13 protein-coding genes are annotated in these 17651 nt (G+C 66.2%); 3 read left to right on the top strand and 10 right to left on the bottom strand.

The annotated features are described in order from the left end of the window. Positions 1-2: 2 nt before the first annotated feature. The 3 genes from A8M77_RS27130 to A8M77_RS27120 all read right to left on the bottom strand — a co-directional run bounded on the left by A8M77_RS27130 (position 3) and on the right by A8M77_RS27120 (position 4152). Complete coding sequence (locus A8M77_RS27130) at positions 3-995, bottom strand: Bug family tripartite tricarboxylate transporter substrate binding protein (protein ID WP_086924605.1); 993 nt, start codon at positions 993-995, stop codon at positions 3-5. 69 nt (positions 996-1064) lie between these two features. Further along, the gene (gene mdlC, locus A8M77_RS27125) at positions 1065-2684 is read right to left on the bottom strand and encodes a benzoylformate decarboxylase (RefSeq protein WP_057204710.1); all 1620 of its coding nucleotides are present in this window, start codon (positions 2682-2684) and stop codon (positions 1065-1067) included. Between the two features lie 22 nt (positions 2685-2706). Next, on the bottom strand, positions 2707-4152 hold the full coding sequence (locus A8M77_RS27120; protein ID WP_057204712.1) for an aldehyde dehydrogenase family protein: 1446 nt from the start codon (positions 4150-4152) through the stop codon (positions 2707-2709). Positions 4153-4255: 103 nt separating this feature from the next. Here A8M77_RS27120 and A8M77_RS27115 point away from each other — a divergent pair, with 103 nt between their 5' ends. Together A8M77_RS27115 and A8M77_RS27110 are read left to right on the top strand one after the other, a co-directional pair. Continuing rightward, positions 4256-5167 (top strand): LysR family transcriptional regulator, encoded by a 912-nt coding sequence (locus A8M77_RS27115; RefSeq protein ID WP_086924604.1) that lies wholly within the window; start codon positions 4256-4258, stop codon positions 5165-5167. 57 nt (positions 5168-5224) lie between these two features. Further along, entirely contained in the window at positions 5225-6025 is an 801-nt protein-coding gene (locus A8M77_RS27110) for an IclR family transcriptional regulator (protein WP_086924612.1), read from the top strand. 159 nt (positions 6026-6184) lie between these two features. Here A8M77_RS27110 and A8M77_RS27105 read toward each other — a convergent pair whose 3' ends face one another. Continuing rightward, positions 6185-7207: an IS30 family transposase gene (locus tag A8M77_RS27105; protein ID WP_086924603.1), complete on the bottom strand. Its 1023-nt coding sequence runs from the start codon at positions 7205-7207 to the stop codon at positions 6185-6187. A 60-nt stretch (positions 7208-7267) separates the two neighbouring features. Between A8M77_RS27105 and A8M77_RS27100 the strand changes: the two genes are divergently transcribed. After that, the gene (locus tag A8M77_RS27100; RefSeq protein WP_013722854.1) at positions 7268-7630 is read left to right on the top strand and encodes a cupin domain-containing protein; all 363 of its coding nucleotides are present in this window, start codon (positions 7268-7270) and stop codon (positions 7628-7630) included. A 222-nt stretch (positions 7631-7852) separates the two neighbouring features. Here A8M77_RS27100 and A8M77_RS27095 read toward each other — a convergent pair whose 3' ends face one another. The 6 genes from A8M77_RS27095 to A8M77_RS27060 all read right to left on the bottom strand — a co-directional run bounded on the left by A8M77_RS27095 (position 7853) and on the right by A8M77_RS27060 (position 17634). Further along, positions 7853-8461, bottom strand: coding sequence for a recombinase family protein (locus A8M77_RS27095; protein ID WP_152960984.1), 609 nt, complete (start codon positions 8459-8461; stop codon positions 7853-7855). Between the two features lie 76 nt (positions 8462-8537). Further along, positions 8538-9755, bottom strand: a complete 1218-nt coding sequence (locus tag A8M77_RS27090) for a TniQ family protein (protein ID WP_086924602.1) — start codon at positions 9753-9755, stop codon at positions 8538-8540. Continuing rightward, positions 9752-10660, bottom strand: coding sequence for a TniB family NTP-binding protein (locus tag A8M77_RS27085; RefSeq protein ID WP_003155746.1), 909 nt, complete (start codon positions 10658-10660; stop codon positions 9752-9754). The genes A8M77_RS27090 and A8M77_RS27085 overlap by 4 nt, the downstream gene beginning before the upstream one ends. A gap of 2 nt (positions 10661-10662) precedes the next feature. Next, complete coding sequence (locus A8M77_RS27080; RefSeq protein WP_086924601.1) at positions 10663-12378, bottom strand: Mu transposase C-terminal domain-containing protein; 1716 nt, start codon at positions 12376-12378, stop codon at positions 10663-10665. A gap of 516 nt (positions 12379-12894) precedes the next feature. Further along, positions 12895-17241, bottom strand: coding sequence for a zincin-like metallopeptidase domain-containing protein (locus A8M77_RS27065; protein WP_011114055.1), 4347 nt, complete (start codon positions 17239-17241; stop codon positions 12895-12897). A 3-nt stretch (positions 17242-17244) separates the two neighbouring features. Continuing rightward, positions 17245-17634, bottom strand: a complete 390-nt coding sequence (locus A8M77_RS27060; protein ID WP_006122510.1) for a protein TraD — start codon at positions 17632-17634, stop codon at positions 17245-17247. Positions 17635-17651: the final 17 nt, after the last annotated feature.

The following is a 17651-nucleotide window of genomic DNA, read 5'->3' as shown; positions in this document are numbered from 1 at the left end:
TTTCAATCGGCCTTCACGCCGCTGCGCCGGGCGGCCTCTTTCCAGCGCACGATCTCGCTGTCGATCTGATCGGAGAACTGGGCCGGGCTGCTGGAAGCAACGGGCGTCACCCCCAGGGACTCCAGCCGCTGCCTGGCCTCCGGCGTGGCCGCGATGCGCTCCACCTCCGCATGCAGGCGCTTGACGATCTCGGGCGGCGTGTTGGCCGGCGCGAACAGGCCACTCCAGAGCGTGATGGTGGCGTCGATGCCCAGTTCCTTCATCGTCGGCACGTCGGGGTACTGCTTCATGCGCTCGGCGGAGGTCACCGCCAGGGGCTTGGCCTTGCCGCTGTTGATGCCCGTGGCCGCCGGGCCTGCGTCGATGATGGTCATGGACACCGTCTTGGACATCACCGCCGTCACCGACTCCATGCTGCCCTTGTAGCCGATGTGCGAGAACTTCGCGCCCGTGGCCTCGTTGAACAGCTCGGTGATCAGCTGGAACGATGCCGCACTGGCCCCGTAGTTGGAGCGCTCGGGGTGGCGGATGGAGGCCTCCACCAGCTCCTTGACGTTGCGCGCCGGGTCGTCCTTGTTGGCGATCAGCACCAGCGGGAAGGTGCCGGTAAGCGAGATGGGCGCGAAGTCCGTGGGCTTGTAGGGCAGCTTCGAATACAGCGCGTGGTTGAACACCATGGGGCCGCTGGCGCCCATGAGCAGGGTGTAGCCATCGGGCTTGGCGCGCGCCACGGCCTGGGCACCGATGATGGAGGCGACCCCGGCGCGGTTCTCCACGATGACCGTCTGCTTGAGCACAGGCTGCAGCTTTTCGGCCAGGAAGCGCGCGATCACGTCGTTGGCGCCCCCGGGCGCATAGCCCACGATGATGGTGATGGGCTTGTCGGGCCACTGCGCCGCGGTGGCGCCCATGGAGGCGCCCATGGAAGTGGCCAGGCAGGTGAGTGCCAGGAGGGTCTTGGTGGCTCGGCCGAGCCCGGTGGTTGCGTGTGTCATGTGTCTCCTTTTTATGTATTCGGGGGAATGTCCGGTGGCGTCCCACCTATCGTGGCATGCGGCCTGCCATCAGGCCACTTCCACGTCGATGACGCTGGGGCCCTGGCGCTGCAGGGCCTGTGCAAGCGCTGGCTCGACCTGCTCCCAGCGGTCCACCTTCTCGCCAAAGCAGCCCTGCGACGTGGCCAGGCCGCTGAAATCGATGCCGGGGATGTCGATGCCGACCAGTTTTTCACTCGGCGCGAAGCCGAGCACGCCGGCAAAGCGCTTGAGCGCCGCATAGCGGCGGTTGTTGAGCACCACGAAGACCACGTTGGCGCCCTGCTGGGCAGCCGTCCACAGGCTCTGGATGCTGTACATGCTGGAGCCGTCGCCAATCACACAGATGACACGCCGGTCGCGCCGCGCCATGGCGATGCCCACGGCCGCCGGCATGCCGTAGCCCAGCCCGCCGCTGGCCATGGTGTAGAAGGTGCCGGGCTCGGTGATGGGCAGGTACTGGTGCATCACCACGCGGGCCGTCGGCGCCTCCTCGACGATGATGTCGCGCGCATCACGCAGCCGCGACAGGGTCTGCAGCACGTAGGCCACGCTGATGGGGCTGGTGCCCTCGGCCAGCGCGGGCCGGGGGCGGCGCGGCACGTCGGCCGCGAGCCGCTCGCCCAGGCCCTGCAGCAGCGCCTGCAGCCCCAGGCGCACGCTGCCCTGCACCGCAATGCCCTGGGGCACGGAGGCGGCGGCCTCGGCGTCGTCGGTCAGCACCGCCAGCATGGCGTCCTCGGGCAGGTGCGAGCCTTCGGTATCGCGCTCCACATGGTAGGTGAACGCAGGCCCGCCGACCACCAGCACCAGGTCATGGCCGTGCAGTTGCTCACGAATGGCCGCCGCCGAGGCGGGCAGGAAGCCCTGGAAGTGGGGATGTGTCTCGGGGAAGGAGGCGCGCGAGGACATGGGCGCCGCGAAGACGGCAGCCTGGCAAGCCTCTGCCAGCTGCACTGCTTCGGGCCAGGCCGACTCCCGATCAATGGCCGCGCCCACCACCAGGGCGACGCGCCGGCTTCTGCCGATCAGCGTGCGCAGCCGCTGGATCTGCGCCGGGTCGGGCGCCACTGCCTGGCTTACCTGCGCCGCCATCAGCGGCTGGCAGCCCCTGTCCCAGTCGTCGGAGGGCACCGACACCAGCACGGGGCCGCGTGGCTGCTGCATGGCGATGTGGTAGGCCTTGCGGATGGCTGCGGGCACGTCCTCCGCGCGCGCGGGTTCGATGCTCCACTTCACATAGGGCTGGGGCAGCTCGGCCGCGCGGCGCGAGTTCAGATACGGGTCGAAGGGCTGGATCGAGCGCGACTGCTGGCCCGCGATGATGACCAGCGGCGTCTGGTTCTTGAAGGCAGTGTAGATGTTGCCCATGGCGTTGCCCACGCCGGCAGCCGAGTGCAGGTTCACGAACGCGGCGTTGCCGCTGGCCTGCGCGTATCCGTCGGCCATGCCGACCACCGAGGCCTCCTGCAGGCCCAGCACGTACTCGAAATCGTCGGGAAAGTTGCGCACCATCGGCAGCTCGGTGGAGCCGGGGTTGCCGAAGATCTTCGTGCAGCCCACCTCGCGCATCAGGTGGTAGAAGGTGTCGCGCACGCTGGGCAGGGCCAGTCCCTGCAGGGCCTGGGTTGTAATTGGGGATGAATTCATCGGGTCGCTTTCTGCTGCGGGGTCACGCAATGTGGCTCTGGTAGACATGCTTGGTCACCAGGAAGTCGTTCATGCCCTCCACGCCATGCAGCCGGCCGTAGCCGCTGTCGCGCTCGCCGCCGGTCTCGATCTCGGCAAAGAGCTTGTTGTGCGCGTTGATCCAGACGCTGCCCGAGCGCAGCCGGCTGGCGACGCGCCGGGCCTTGCCCGCGTCGCCCGTCCAGACGCTGGCCGCCAGGCCATAGCGCGTGGCGTTGGCGCGCATGACGGCATCGTCCTCGTCCTTGAAGCGCTCGATCACCATCACCGGGCCGAACAATTCGTTCTGCACCAGCGGGCTGGCGAGGTCGTCAACGGCGATCAGGCTGGGGGCGATGAAAGCGCCTCGGGCCAGCGCACCGCCCGGCACCTCGCCGTGCACCAGCACCTTGCCCGAGGCGCCTGGCGCGCCCTCCACCAGCGCGCGGATGCGCTCGCGGTTGGCCACGTCGATCAACGGCCCCATGCCGGATGCGGGGTCCATGCCTGGGCCGGGCTGCACGCGGCTCATGGCCTCGGAGAGTTCGGCCGCAAAGCGGTCGTAGACCGATTCGTGCACCAGCACCCGGGCCAGCGCCGTGCACTGCTGACCTGACAGGATCAGCCCGCCCGCCAGCATGCCGCGCACGGTGGCGGCGATGTCGCAGTCGCCAAAGACCAAGCCAGCGGCCTTGCCACCCAGCTCCAGCGACAGGCGCGTGAGATTCCCCGCCGTGGCCCGTGCGATGGCCTTGCCCACGGCGGTGGAGCCGGTGAAGCTGATCACACCCACGTCGGGCGACTCGCACAGCGCGCGCGCCACCTCGGCGCCGGACTCGGTGACGGTGTTGACCACGCCGGCCGGCACGCGCGGGTCGCACAGCACCGTCTCCAGCACCAGGTTGCTCACCAGCGCGGTCTGGTGCGCTGGCTTGACGACCACGGTGCAGCCGGCCGCCAGCGCGGGGCCCAGCGAGCGCACGAGCAAGGTCACCGGTGCGTTCCAGGGCACGATGATCACCGCCACGCCGGCCGCCTCGCGGTGCAGCGTGCTGAAGCAGCCCGGCTCGATCTCGACCACCCGCCCGAACAGGTTGCGCGCGAGGCCGGCGTAGTAGCGCAGCTCGGAAATGGCAGCGCCCACCTCGCCCAGGGCCTCGCGCAGCAGCTTGCCGTTCTGGGCCACCAGCAGGTGGGCCACCTGCTCGCGGCGCTCCTCCAGCCGGGTGGCGGCGGCCAGCAGCACCTCCGAGCGCAGCCGGGCATCGTGCTTCCAGGACGTGGCATGGAATGCGCGGTCGGCGGCGGCGATGGCGGCCTGCGCGTCTGCGGCCGTGCCCTCCACGAACTCCCCGGCCGGCTCGCCCGTGGCGGGGTTCAGCGTGGTGCCGATGGCTCCGCGTGCGGGCACCCAGGCCCCGTCGATGTAATGCTGCGCCACCTTCGTCATGAGTCGTGTCTCCTGGTTGTCGTTCAGTTGCGCAGTATTGGTGGCAAGCCATCAACAATCCAATGAATAAAATGACTTAGCTATACAAAACAGGACATACCTCATGGACTGGACACAACGCATCCGTCTGCGCCACCTGCAGCTGCTGGTCAGCCTGGCCGAGACACAGAACGTGAGCCGCTCGGCCGAGCTGTTGCACATGACGCAGCCCGCGCTCTCCAAATGGCTCAAGGACCTGGAGGCCGACATCGGCGTGGTGCTGTTCGAGCGGCATGCGCGGGGCCTTCGGCCCACGCACTACTGCGAGGCACTGATCGAGCACGCCCGGCGCATCGGCGTGGACCTGGACCGGGCGCGCGACGAAATGGCGCTGCTGCTGGCCGGCAGCACCGGCTACGTGGCCATCGGCGGATCGGGGGCGACGATTGCCAGCACCGTGCCGGCCGCCGTGCTGGCCCTGCTGCAGGCCATGCCGCGCGCCCGCGTGGACATCTTCGAAGGCACGATGGACCGGCTGATGGAAATGCTGGGCCGGCGCGAACTCGACATCGCCGTGGGCCGCTACCAGCCCCAGTACCTGACGGCGCAGGTCGAGTCGGAAGCGCTCTATGACGAGCCCCTGCACTTCGTGGCGCGCAAGGGCCACCCGCTGCACCGCCTCAAGTCCATGGGCTGGGACGACCTGTACCGCTACCGCTGGGTGGTGTTCAGCCCCGACACCCCCGTACGCACCCTTCTCAACGAAGAGCTGCGCCTGGCCAACCGCAGCCTGCCGGCCGATGCGCTGCAGTCGAACTCGGTGTTCGCCAGCTTCTCGATGCTGACCGCCAGCGACATGGTGACCATCGCCTCAGAGCGCTCCATCGCACAGTACGAGCGCATGGGGGCGCTGAAAAGGCTGCCCATCCGCTTCAGCGCCGCCCCGCCGGTGATGATGTACTGGCGCCGCGACACCTCGCGCAGCGCCGCCATGGACATGGCCCTGCAGTGCCTGCGTGAACTCGAAGCTTCTTGAGGAAAATCGCCCCGGAATCGAGTCCGTCAGATGGACAATTCACGCTACAGTAGCACCATGAAAATACCCACTGCGTCGGCAGCCGATGCCGCTGCCGACACCGACAAATCCGAGGGCGGCGTGCGCGCCGTGCAGCGCGCGCTGGACATTCTGCTGGCCTTCAAGCCCGGCGACGATGGCCTGCTGGTGGCCGAGCTGCTCAAGCGCGTGGACCTGAGCCGCCCCACCCTGTACCGCCTGCTCGACACGCTGGACGCCAAGGGCTTTCTCAGCTCGCAGGGCGAGCCCCAGCGCTTTCGCCTGGGCCCTGCCGTGGCGCAACTGGCGCATGCCTGGTCGGCCGGCACCAGCTACGAGACCGTGGCCCAGCCCATGATGCGCAGGCTGTGGGAGACCACGCGCGAGACCGTGTCGCTGCACGTGCAAGAGGGCGTGGACCGCGTCTGCGTGGCCGAGCTGCCCAGTACCCAGCCGCTGAGCTTTCGCCGCGGCGTGGGCTACCGCGAAAAACTGGTGCGCGGCGCCAGCGGCCGCTCCATCCTGGCCTGGCTGAATGTCGACGCACGCGACCTGCCGGCGTATGGCGCGATCAGCGCGGCAGATGCGAAGCGGGTCACCGGCCAGCTCCAGCAGGTGCGCAGCGACGGCCATGCCACCAGCCGCGACGAACTGATCCAGGGCGCGGTCGCCATCGCCGCCCCTTTCTTCGAGAGCAGCGGCCGCGTGGTGGGCTCGCTCGGCCTGTTCGGCCCGAGCGCCAGACTCAGCGAAGAGGTGGTGAAGAGCTATGCCGCGCTGGTGCAGGAGGAAGCGCGGGCGCTCTCGGCGGCACTGGGGTTTGCAGCAACTACGCCATGACTCGGCAAACCCAGGGGGCACGGATTTTCACTAGAACATGTCATTTCTTGAGGAGCATCTAATGCCAACGTGCCTACCATAGACTACGTGATGATTTTTATAGAGGGCGGTCTCAAATCCGAAGCGCAACACTGCTGCTTGATTGAAACGGTTTGAGAGTCAGTGAATGGTAGCGCCTTGGCGCTGCGCAATGGCCTGCATGAACTGCTGAAACGCCTGGTACGGAGACTTCCATCCGAGCGTCTCGCGCGGCCTGTTGTTCATCAGGTCAGCAATCGAATCCAGCGCATCCTGATCGTGCACGCTCAGGTCCGTCCCCTTAGGCAGAAACTGGCGCAGCAAGCCATTGGTGTTCTCGCAGCTACCTCGCTGCCAGGGACTGTGCGGATCACAGAAGTACACCCGCACCCCCGTGGCCTTCGCCAGTTCCCGATGGCGGGCCATCTCCTTGCCCTGGTCGTAGGTGAGCGTCTGGCGCATGGGTTGGGCTACCTGGTTGAGCTTGGCCGTGAAGGCCGCCAGGGCACTCTGGGCCGTTGCATCAGGCATCTTGCACAGCAGCACCAGGCGCGTGCTGCGCTCCACCAGCACACCCACGGCAGACTGGTTGTTGGCGCCCTTGATCAAGTCCCCCTCCCAATGGCCCGGCATCAGCCGGTCATCGACCTCGGGAGGGCGCACATGGATGCTGACCATCTCGGGAATCTGACCTCTGCGATCCTGACCTGCTGAACGAGGCCGGCGGCCACTGCGCCCCTGGCGCAGTAAGGCAATCAACTGCTTCTTGAGTTCTCCACGGGGATAGGCATAGATGGCGTTGTAGATTGTCTCGTGAGACACATGCTGGCTGGAGTCCTCGGGGTGCATGCCCTGCAGTGTGCGGGCAATCTGCTGGGGCGACCAACGCCACAGCAAAAGATCGCAGACCACGCGCCACAGCGAGCCATGCGGGTGCAGCTTGGGCAAAGGCCGAGAGGCAATGCGGCGGGCCTCACAGGCCGCCTGGGCGGGCTTGAAGGCATAGCCATCAGAGGTCGAACCATTGCGGGAAAGCTCACGGCAAATGGTGCTGGGGCTGCGCCCGAGCAGGTGAGCAATGGATCGTTGGCTATAGCCCTGCTGCAAAAGAGAAGCCACAGTCAGTCGATCTTCTGGCTGCAAGTGCGTGTATCGTGAAGTCATCTGTGCAAATTACCTGGGGTTCAGGTGTTGCACTTCAAGTTTGAGACCGCCGAGCAAAAAATGAGCACTCACCGCGTGTATAAGTCCCATGAATTCATGCAGCCAGCCGAGAAAGAACCAATACGGTCTGTTGTTGTTGAATCTTCGCATTCAGTTATCGTGGCTTGGCATGTGGAGCCCGGCCAAACTATTGCGCCACATATTCACCCCGACGGACAAGATACATGGACCATCCTTTCAGGGGAAGGTCAATATCAAATTGACGAGCAAGGCAACACCGTTGCAATTGTTCCGGGGGATATCGTAGTTGCAAACAAAGGGCAGGTGCACGGTGTTCTTTGCACCAGCGTTGGCCCACTTCGGTTCATTTCAGTGGTTGCGCCTTTGGATGCTGGTTATGAACCGCTATCAGCAAAAACATAGGGGATATCAAGTGCAACAAGCTGCCTCCGCTCCCCAGCCTAACTGTTTGGTCAAGCTGACGCCAACAGGCTCCGCCTGTTGGTACCCTCCGCTTCGCTCCGGCGCAGCTTACCGCGGGCGTTGAACGACAGCTTTCCCAAAAGCTCTACGGCTGCTCTGGGTCGACACCGGTAATCGGATCGTTGCCGCACTGAACAGCGCCCCGTTCCAGGTCGCCTCCATTTATGCGGCTGAACCGAGGGAGAGCAGCTTTACGCCGTCTGGCCGCAGTTCGCCCTTGGGCGACACGTGCCGGTAGAGCGTCTGCCGGGTAATCCCGAGTTCTTCGCAGAGATCGCCCACCTTGGTTTCCGGTTGCCCCATGCTGGCCATCGCCAGGCGTAGCTTGGCGGCGGTCATCTTGAAGGGGCGCCCCCCTTTCCTGCCGCGAGCGCGCGCCGAGATAAGTCCAGCGACTGTTCGCTCGGAAATCAACTCACGCTCGAACTCGGCCAGCGCGGCAAAAATACCGAACACAAGCTTGCCGGCGGCAGTCGTCGTGTCGACCGCCGCACCGTGACCGGTCAGGACCTTCAGGCCCACGCTACGCGCAGTTAGGTCGTGCACGGTGTTGATCAGGTGGCGCAGATCACGGCCAAGCCGATCGAGCTTCCACACGATCAGCGTGTCCCCTTCACGAAGCGCCTTCAGGCAAGCAGCCAACCCTGGGCGATCATCGCGCCTGCCCGAGGCCAGATCCTCGTAAAGGTGCGCAAGGCTCACACCAGCGGCGATGAGCGCATCGCGTTGCAAATTGGTGGACTGGGATCCGTCCGCCTTCGATACCCGCATGTAGCCGATCAGCACCTTTTCACCCGTCACGTATACGTTCGATTATGTGACAGTGTGAGCCGGAAAGCTCTATCCGTCAAAATTTGTCACTTAACCCGTCATTTTGTTTAAGACATGCAAAGGGTGCATCAGGCAGGTAATGTGACAGAAATTCCGGCGGGATGCCTTCCTTCACGAAGGTGGCGCGCAACCGTTCCAAGGAAGCGGGATCGCGCCGACCATAGGAAGCCAACGCGAACAGCGAGCGTGCCGTCTCGGGGTTGTGTCGCGCTTCAATGATGGCCTCGTCGATGGCCTGGACTGCACGCTGCCAGTGATTGATGGGCTCGGGCTTCGGCGCTTTCGTCGGCAGGCCACTGGTGAACCCGGTTTGGGGCTCGGACCAGAATAGCTTTGCCTGCTCGCCTGGCGGGCTGATGTCCCTCACCTCAATCAAGCTGATTGCCGTTGCCGCCGCCTCCAGCATCTGTAACCGTACTATCGGATTCAGGGTTTCATACGGTCGCCACAGACTTTGCCCAGCACGCAGCGGATGCCCGCAGCCTTCCCAGACTTGGCGGGGATACCCCGCGCAGGTTCCGCACGCGTAAAGCGGGGTGTTCAGCTCATCGAGCAGCGTGCGAAGAAGTCGAAACCACAATCCGGCGTGGATGCGTCGGCGCGGCAGCTCCACGTGACCGGTTGTCAGTGCCTGCCAGGTACGCTGGTCCATCGCCGCAATCGCGTCGCTGGCGGTGCGCGGTTCGGCGTCGGCGTTCTCCCAGCCGAGAAACCGCCCTGGCACGCCCCAATAGGATTCCAGCCAGCAGCCATGCAGCGGGCAGCTCAGCATCAGGGGCAGCTTCCACGCGAGCAGTACGGCTTGGTTCTCCGGATCGCTCAGGCAGAGCGGACAGGCGCGGTTTATCGGCTGGCTGGGCAGCCAGGCACGCCAGCTCGTGATGGATCGCGTCTTACGGCGGAGTCTTGGCAGCAACACCGAGAGCTGAAACGCATAGGTTTCCAAGGCGTCTGGAATCTGGTCATCAAGGCTGTCCAGTAGCCAAGGCACCCATCCGGCGAAACTCATACAGCGCAGCCGGTCCAGCTCGATGCCGCTCCGCTGGGAAAGCAACGCCAGCAGCGAGAGTGGTGGCGCGGTGTCCAGGTCATCGACCTGGCCGTGACCAAGATCGTGCTCCAGCAGGTCGGGCTCCTCCATGTGATAGCAAAGGGCCACGCGGTTGAGCCATGAGGACAGCGCCTCGCCTTCTTTCGGGGCGGGATGCAGCGGCCAGCGCGGCGCAGGCTTCACATCAGTTCCCGCTCGAATTGCCGCCGCCGCTCGCTGGGTCCGGTGTAAACGGCCATGCTGAGTGTGCGATGGTTGATCGCTTCCTCGCCGCTCTCCACGGCGACGATGGCCGCCGCCATCAGCAAGTGCGCCAGTTCCCCTATGGTGCCCTCGCTGCGTGTGAGCAGGTAGCGAGCCATGTCCAGCGTGGCAATTGGGGAAGGCCGGCGCAGCGGGAGCGAAGCGGCGAAGCTGGCCAGCAGTGAGCAGCAATCGTCGTTGGCCTCCCATACCGGCAGCATCATCGGCTCGAAGCGATTTTCCAACTGGTCATCGGAGCGGATGGCTAGGTAGGCGTCGCGCGTGCCTACCCCAACCAACGGGATGCGCAGTTCGTTGCCGAGGAAGCGCAGCAGGTTGAGGAATTCCCGGCGGTTGACGCTGTTGCCGGCCAGCACGTTGTGCAGCTCGTCGATCACCAGCATGCGCACGCCGACCTTGCGCAGCAGTGCCAGAGCCAGTTGCTCCATTTCCGGCAACCGTGGGCGTGGGCGCAGCGGCGCGCCCATCGCGGCGAGCAGCGCGACGTAGAAGCGGATCACGGACGGCTCGGACGGCATCTGCACGACCAACACCGGGATGTGCTCCTGGTCGGCGTCGGAGCTGGCCGGGTGGGTGCGGCGGAACTTCTCGACGATCATCGACTTGCCATTGTTGGTCGGGCCAACCAGCAGCAGGTTGGGCATGCGTTGCTTGTTTGGCCACGCATAAAGGGCTTCCAGCCGGTTCAGCGCCTCGACTGCGCGCGGATAGCCGATCCAGCGGTCGGCGCGAAGGCGCTGGATGCGCTCGTCCGCCGGAAGACGGGCCAAGCCCTGGGCCGCCGGCAGCAGGTGGGACAGGTCGATGATGGGATATTCGTCCACGGCTACCACTCCTCAATCTGGTCGAACGGTTTGGCGGGTGGCAAGTTGTCTGCCTGCGGGTCGGCAATATCCGTATCCGGCGGAACGGGCTTGTCCGGCCGAGCTGATGTCTTGAGGTGCTGGCGGCGATCCGCGTCACGCCGCGCCTTGCGTGTGGCCTTCTGCGCGCTGGTCACAATCTCACGCATCTGGCCGATCATGCGGAACAGCGCCGACTCATCCACCTGTTCGCGCCCTTGCTGCCGCAGTTTCGCCAGCGCCTGCCGTTGTTCCCAGAGGGTGACAGCCGGATGCGACAAGGTACGGTAGGGAATTTCCAGGTAATGCTGTCCCTCCGGTTCCAGGACCCAGATACGGCTGATGTCGCGCGGATCGCGCCGGATCAGAAAGGACGGCCAGCGTTCACGCCGCGCAATCCACGGCTTGAGCGCATCGGCGTAGTAGTGGATGTGGTCGATGACAAAGCCGGTGCGGGTCAGCGTGCGCCGGAGGATCGGCAGAAAATCGACCAGGAACGAAGTAGCGCGTGTGACGACGGCCGGTACGCCGACACGCGCCACGGCCTCGGCCCAGCGCGCGGCCGGCGGTTGGAGCAGGCCGTTGTGCACCGAACCGTGGTAGGTGCCGACCGCCAATGTGAGCCAGCGCTCTAGCTCGCGCAGCGTCAGGGCGGCCTTGTTTTCGGAATCGTAGTCGCCGCGCTGGTCAGGGTTGGAGAAGGTCGTTCCCGGCAGTTCGTCGTGAATCATCTGCATCGCCGTGCCGATGATCCGTTCCACGATGCCGCCATAGTGCGGCTGTCCCAGCGGGCGATAGTCCAGCCGGATGCCATGCTGCTCGCAACCCCGGCGCAGGGCCTCGCTCTTGAACTCGGCCGCGTTGTCTAGGTAGAGCAGCAAGGGCTTGCCGCTCATCTGCCAATCCATTTCCACGTTCAGTCCTTCCAGCCAAGGGCGCTTGTCGCAGGCGACATGCACGAGGCACAGGCCAACCGAAACGGCAGACGGCGCTTCCAGCGTGACGACCATGCCGAGCACGCAGCGGGTGAACACGTCGATGGCGAGGGTCAGGTACGGGCGGCCAATAGGTTGCCGGTCGCGGTCATCGACCACGATCAGGTCGATGACCGTATGGTCTATCTGCACCTGCTCCAGCGGCGCGGTCACGGCAGGAGGCTCGCCGCCCACACCTTGTAGGTCACGAGCGGCATCCTGGCCTTCCCGCCGGCGGATGACCTTGCGCGGGTCAAGGCTAGCGATCCGTAAGGCCACGGTATTGCGCGCCGGCACTCGCAGTTTTTGAGCCTTGCACACCTGAGTGACTTCGCGGTGAAAGGCCGCTAGGCTGCGCTTCTGCTTGGTCAGGAACCGCTTTTGCAGTAGCTCGTGGATGACGCGCTCGACCGGTTCCGGCAAGCGCCCCTTACCTTTACCTCCACCGGACCGGCCGGGCACCAGATCCGTCACGAGGCCGCTGCCTTGCCGGGCACGCCGGATCAGAACGTATACCTGGCGCCGAGACAAGCCCAGCGCCTGAGCCGCCATATCGGCCGCTTCGTGCCCGACCGTCTCCGACTGCGCCAACGGACTGATGATCTCCGCACGACGGCGCGCACGCTCCCAAGCCTCATCAGGCAGAGTGGCCACGCCTTGTTCTGGAATCCGTGGGGTGTCCGTCGCCATGCTCACCTCGCTTTGGTGCACACGAGTATTGAGCATAGTCGAGATTGGTGCAGATCACTTCTGATATTGAACTGTCAGGAGCTGGCTGCACAACAGCCATTACGCCCAATCAACTGGTGCAGTCGTCTTCTGAAAATGACATATCTTGGCCGGGTCGTTATTGGCGGGTCTAAATGGCCGCTCCGTGGATCTCATCGCCAGAAATGGCGATGCGAGATCCAGGGCAGGGCGGCCGCCATCGTCAGACCTGGCGATGGTCGACGCCGGCGCGCATCGTCGGATGTGGCGATGCGAGCTCGAGGTCGGTGGCCACCGCCGGCGACCTGGTGCCATCGTCGGCAATGGCGATGCTGCAGCTCGACGTGCGCGGCCTGGTCGTCTCGGCATCGTCGGATGCGGCGATGCTCGAGCGAGGCGAAAAAAAACCGCCTCGGGGTGTCCGAGGCGGCAAGTCTGCATGCGGTTCAGGGAGGAAGAAACCGCGCCGGCGATCAGGGAGGAAAACCGCGCGGCCTGATGTGCAGCTCGGCCACTTTAGCCGGATTTTTCGACTTATCCGATGCGAGCGGCCCGCCGTGGGCGCTGCTCGATCTGCTGTTGCTTTTTCTCGACGTGCTTCTGCTCCTGGTGCTGCTGCTCGTCGCGCTGCACCTGGCTGATGGCCGCGCCGATCTGCCGCTTCACGCCCTCGATGCCCAGCTCGCTCTTGTGCGCCAAGTCGTTGAAGTCGGTGTGCTGCTTCATCGTGGACAGCGCCGCGATCTGCGCGCCGCTCAACATCGACGCCTTGAGCTTGGCCGCCTCGTCGCCGGCCAGCTCGACCTTGCCGGCGGCGGCGTCGGCAAGGCGCTGCTCGGCGCGCAGGTGGGTCTTGAAGCTGTCGGGCGTGATGGCGGGCAAGTCGCGCGGGTAGGTGTTCTCGGCCGGCGCGAAGATCGGGAAGATCGCCTTGCCGCCCACGGCCTGGGCGGCCGCCTCGGCCTTCTCCCGGCCGGGGTTGTTGCCGTGGGTCATGACCAGGTGCCGGTCGTCGTCGCCGGCGATGATGATCGGCTTGTCCGGGAACTTGGCGTGCAGCGCCTTCGCCACGGCCTCAAGGTTGCCGCTGTCGAAGGCGGCGACCGTGGCGTGGCCCACGGCCTCGGCCACCTGGGCCGCCGTGGCGTAGCCCTCCGAGATCACCAGCGCCGGCGCGGCCGCCAGGGCGTCCATGCCGCCGACCGGGTGGAAGCATCCTTCCTTCTTCGAGTCCTTGGCGAACCGCTTAGTGCCGTCCTCCTGGATGTATTGCATCGTCCATTGCTTGCCCTCTGCGTCGAAGGCCGGGATGTAGGTCTTCTGGCCTTCGCGGTCGGTCATCACGCCGGCCTGCGCCTGGATGCCTTTGGCTTGCAGGTAGGGCGTCGGCTGCTCGATGGGCACGAGGTCGGCCATCTGCCGACCGACGCGCTGCGCGGTGGCCTCCTGGGCCTTGTCCTGCTCGACGGCTCGCTGTGCCAGCTTCTCGGCCGCCTCGGCCTGGAGCTTGGCCTTCTCCTGGTCGCTCAAGGCGTAGCCCTTGCTCTTCCAGGTAATGTCCGTGCCGGTCTTGTTGTTGATGATCCGCCCGGCCGGGTGCCCGTCCAGGTGGCCCACGTAGAAGCCATCGAGCGCGCCCTTCTTGCCGCCCTCGACCGGCACGCGGTGCCGCTTGCCATCCATGATCGGGTGATCGCCCTGGGCGTTGCTGCCGGTGAACAGGCCGGCGCTGCGCATGGCCTCGGCGAACTCTTCCCTTGGCGTCATCGCTGGCCCTTGCTGGGCCTGCACGTTCTCGGGCTTCCAGCGTTCGAGCTTCGCCGCGTCGGCGCGCGGGCCGACATACCAGGACTTCGCGGCCTTGTCCCAAAGCGCGCCGGCGGCCTTGGCCGCGTTGCGCTGCTCGTAGGGCACGGCCAGGTACTGGCGGGCCTGCTGGGCCTGCTGCGCGGGCTTCTGCGCCTCGCCCTGGGCTTCGGGTGCCGGCTGGGCCGAACGCGGCTCTACGGCCGCTGTAGCGGCTCCCTGCGCCCATTTGGCGAAGGGAGCGGCATCGGTGCCCGGCGGCACGTACCAGGACTGTTGCTGCCGATCCCAACGCGCCCCGAGGCTCTTGGCCTCGTCCTTCTCCTTGTACGGCACGTTGATGTACTGCCGTTCGGGCTTCTCGGCCTGCGGCTGCGCCTGCTGCCGCTCGCGTTCCTGGCGCTCCAGCTCGGCCGCGCGGCGCTGCGCGTCGCTGTCGTTGAGCATGGCCGACGCCTCGGCGGTCTTGCGTGCCTCTTTAGCGGCTGAAATGTCCTCTTCGGTCGCGTTGGGGTCGCGCCGTACACGCTCTTCCTGCACGCGGGCCAGCTTGGCGGCGCGCTCGTGCTGGTTGTCGGTGCCCAGCGCATCGACCAGGTGCAGGCGCTCGGTCAGAGCCTCGGCCTGGCCCTCGGTGCGGGTGCCGGCGACGAAGGCAAAGGCGTCCTCGCCGAACTGCGCATCGGCCTTGCGCGCGTAGACCTGGAACGCCTGCGGCTCGATGCCGGCCTGGGCGGCATCGACGGTCTGGCCGTCCTGCTCGGCCACGCCGACGATGCGCAGCTCTCCGCTCCAGTCGGGCGGCAGCTCAACGCCAAGGTGTTGACGGGTCGCGTCGGCGAACGCCTGGCCGTCGATCTCGCCGGCGGCGAGCTGCCGGCGCGCGGCGGCGGCCTGCTCGATGCCCTGCACCGCGTCGGCAGGATGGGCGGCCAGCAGGGCGGCCGCCTGGTCGTTGGTCGGTGGGGTCATGTTCGCCTCCTGGTCTGCGACGGCCGCTTGCTGCTGGGTCAGCGCCGGCAGGGCCATCAACTGGTCGGGCGCGTAGTTGTTCAGCTCGTCCAGGCTGCGAACCTGGTGGGGTTCACCGTCCTGGTCGTGGAACGCAAAGATGCGCTGGCCGTCGCTCCACCTGGCTTCGGCGTCGATGCTCGACACGATCTGTTCGCCGTGCTGCTGGAGCTGCTGCGCGAGGTGGAGCTGTTCGGCCATGTTGGCGAACTCTTGCGCCAAGCCCTTGCGCTCCAGGTAGGCGTTGTCGGTGTCGGTGTGGCTCGGGTCGATGCCGAACACCGGCGACAGCCGGTCATGCGCGACCGCGTAGAACTGCTCGGGATCGGTGCCGGTGATGCTGCCCACGGTTTCGAGGCCACGGCTGCGCAAGGCGTCTTCCAGGGTGTCGCCCTGGAATGCCTGGTAGTGGCTGAAAGACACGTCCGGGTTGTCCAGGACTTCGGCAATGTCCACGGCCAGGGCCTGGGCCACGGCTTCGTCCTGGGCCTGGCTCTGCTGCTGGTCTTGCTCCTGAACCTGCTTCTGCTCGAAGGCCAGCACGTAGTCGTGAATCTTCTCGGCATCGGCGGCCGCGCGGAACACCTCCAGCGGCTCGTCTTGCAGCGCCTTGATCCACGAACCCACATAGGCGGCGTGCTGGCCCGGATCGTGGCCGATGCCCAGCTCGTCGCCGACGATCATGGAAGCGATTTCGGCGCGCAGCTCTTCCTTGGCGTACCCCTCGCTCCCGAACGGGTGCGCCAGGTCGCGGTCAAGGCGCGAAGCGTGGCCCGTCCAGTGGCCCAGCTCGTGCAGCGCGGTCGCGTAGTAGCGGTCGGAGCTGGGGAACTGGCCGCGCTCCGGCAGGGTGATGCTGTCGGTCGAAGGGCGGTAGAACGCCCGATCACCGGCGGCGTGGGTGATCGTCGCGCCCGAGGCTTTCAGGATGTGCTCGGCGCGCTCGACGGCGTTCCAAGTCTGTTCCTTCTTCGGCTGGAGCGGCGGCAGGCCGTCGATCTGCTCGCCGTTGAACACGGTCGCAAAGAACACGCGCGGCCGCTCCAGCATGACGGTTTCCTTGACCGGCTGGCCCTTCGCATCGAGGACGGGCCGGCCGCTGTCGTCCAGCTTGTCTTGCTCTTCGCTGAACTTCCAGTATTGAACCGGCGTGCCTTTCTCGCCCTTGCGAACCTGCGCGCCCACGGCGGCGGCCTGCTTGTAGGTCATCCAGCGCGCATCGCTGCGGCCCTGGGCCATCAGGTGGATGGCGTTGATCCCTTTGTACCGCTTGCCGGTGGTCGGGTTCATCGGCAGGTAGGCGTTGGGTTCGCCCGGCTCCCACGGCTTTTGCCACGGTGCGGTGCCGGCCTTGAGCTGCTCGATCAGCTTTTCGGCCACGACTTCGTGAAACGGCTTCTTCGGCTCCATGTTCTCGTCCCTTCGGAATAGCTCGTTGAACTGAGGGAAGTTCTGCTGTGTCCGGGAACGGTCGCGCAGGCCCTGGGCGACCATGCACACGATGTTGTGCAGGTCGTCGGCCTGCATGGGCCGCACGCGGGCGATGCAGGTTTCCGTGAATGACTGTTGGCCGCGCTGCTGCACCTGGTCGGCGACCTGGTGCTGGCTCGGCTCGATGCCCTCGCAGTGCAGGGCAAACACTTCCTCGGCGCGCACGTCCAGGGACTGGCCGGCATAGCGCCGGTTCACGTCATCCCATAGCGGCTTGAGGGTGGGTTCGTTGCGGGCGGCCGCCAGGCCGTCCAGCAAGGCGCGCTTCTCGCCCGGCGCGAAGGTGTTGGCCCCGTAGTGGCCTAGCACCTCGTGCCGCAGCGTCATCAGTAGGTCGCCGGCGCTCTCGACGTTCTGCAAGGGCACGTCCACGCGGCCACGGTAGGCGCGGCCGGCGTGCAGCGTCTCCTTGGGCACGTAGCCGCCCTTCATGTCGGCCGGCACCTCGGCCGCTCGCGGCCCGTACAGCTCGGCCGCGTCCTCGCGGAACTTGTAGGCCAGCTCCAGCGCGCCGGGGTAGTCGCGGACGAAAGCCCGCGTCACCCCTTGCGCCTCGGCTTTCGTGATCGGCATGGGTCAGCCCTCCGACGCCTTGCGCGCGGCGGCCTGGGCAACCGTCTCGCCGGGCCGCAGGTCGTACAGCTCGCGGGCGTTCGTGGTGGTGATGAACGGCGGGATGTCGGCGCTCGGGCCTTCGTCGTCCAGGAATGCCGGCTCCAGCGCGCCATCGACTTCCACCAGGTCGTCGCCGCTCGCGGCGGCGTCCTGCTCGGACAGCGCGTCCTCCACGAACGCGCCCACGCGCTCGGCTTCGTCGGGGTCGAACTCGACCTGGAAGCCGGGCGTCAGCGCGTCGGCCATCTTCTCGCGCACGGCCTCGCGGCCGGCGGCGTCGTCGTCAACCGGCGGCAGGACGGCCAGCGGCTCGTCGTGGGCGGCGGTGTTGGTGGTGGTTTGCTCGTTCATGGTCGATCTCCTTCGCT

Origin of the sequence: Variovorax sp. JS1663 (assembly GCF_002157355.1) — a bacterium.
Lineage (GTDB): Bacteria > Pseudomonadota > Gammaproteobacteria > Burkholderiales > Burkholderiaceae_C > Variovorax.
The sequence above is the reverse complement of the archived record's forward strand: the minus strand, read 5'-3'. Positions and strand labels throughout refer to the sequence as shown.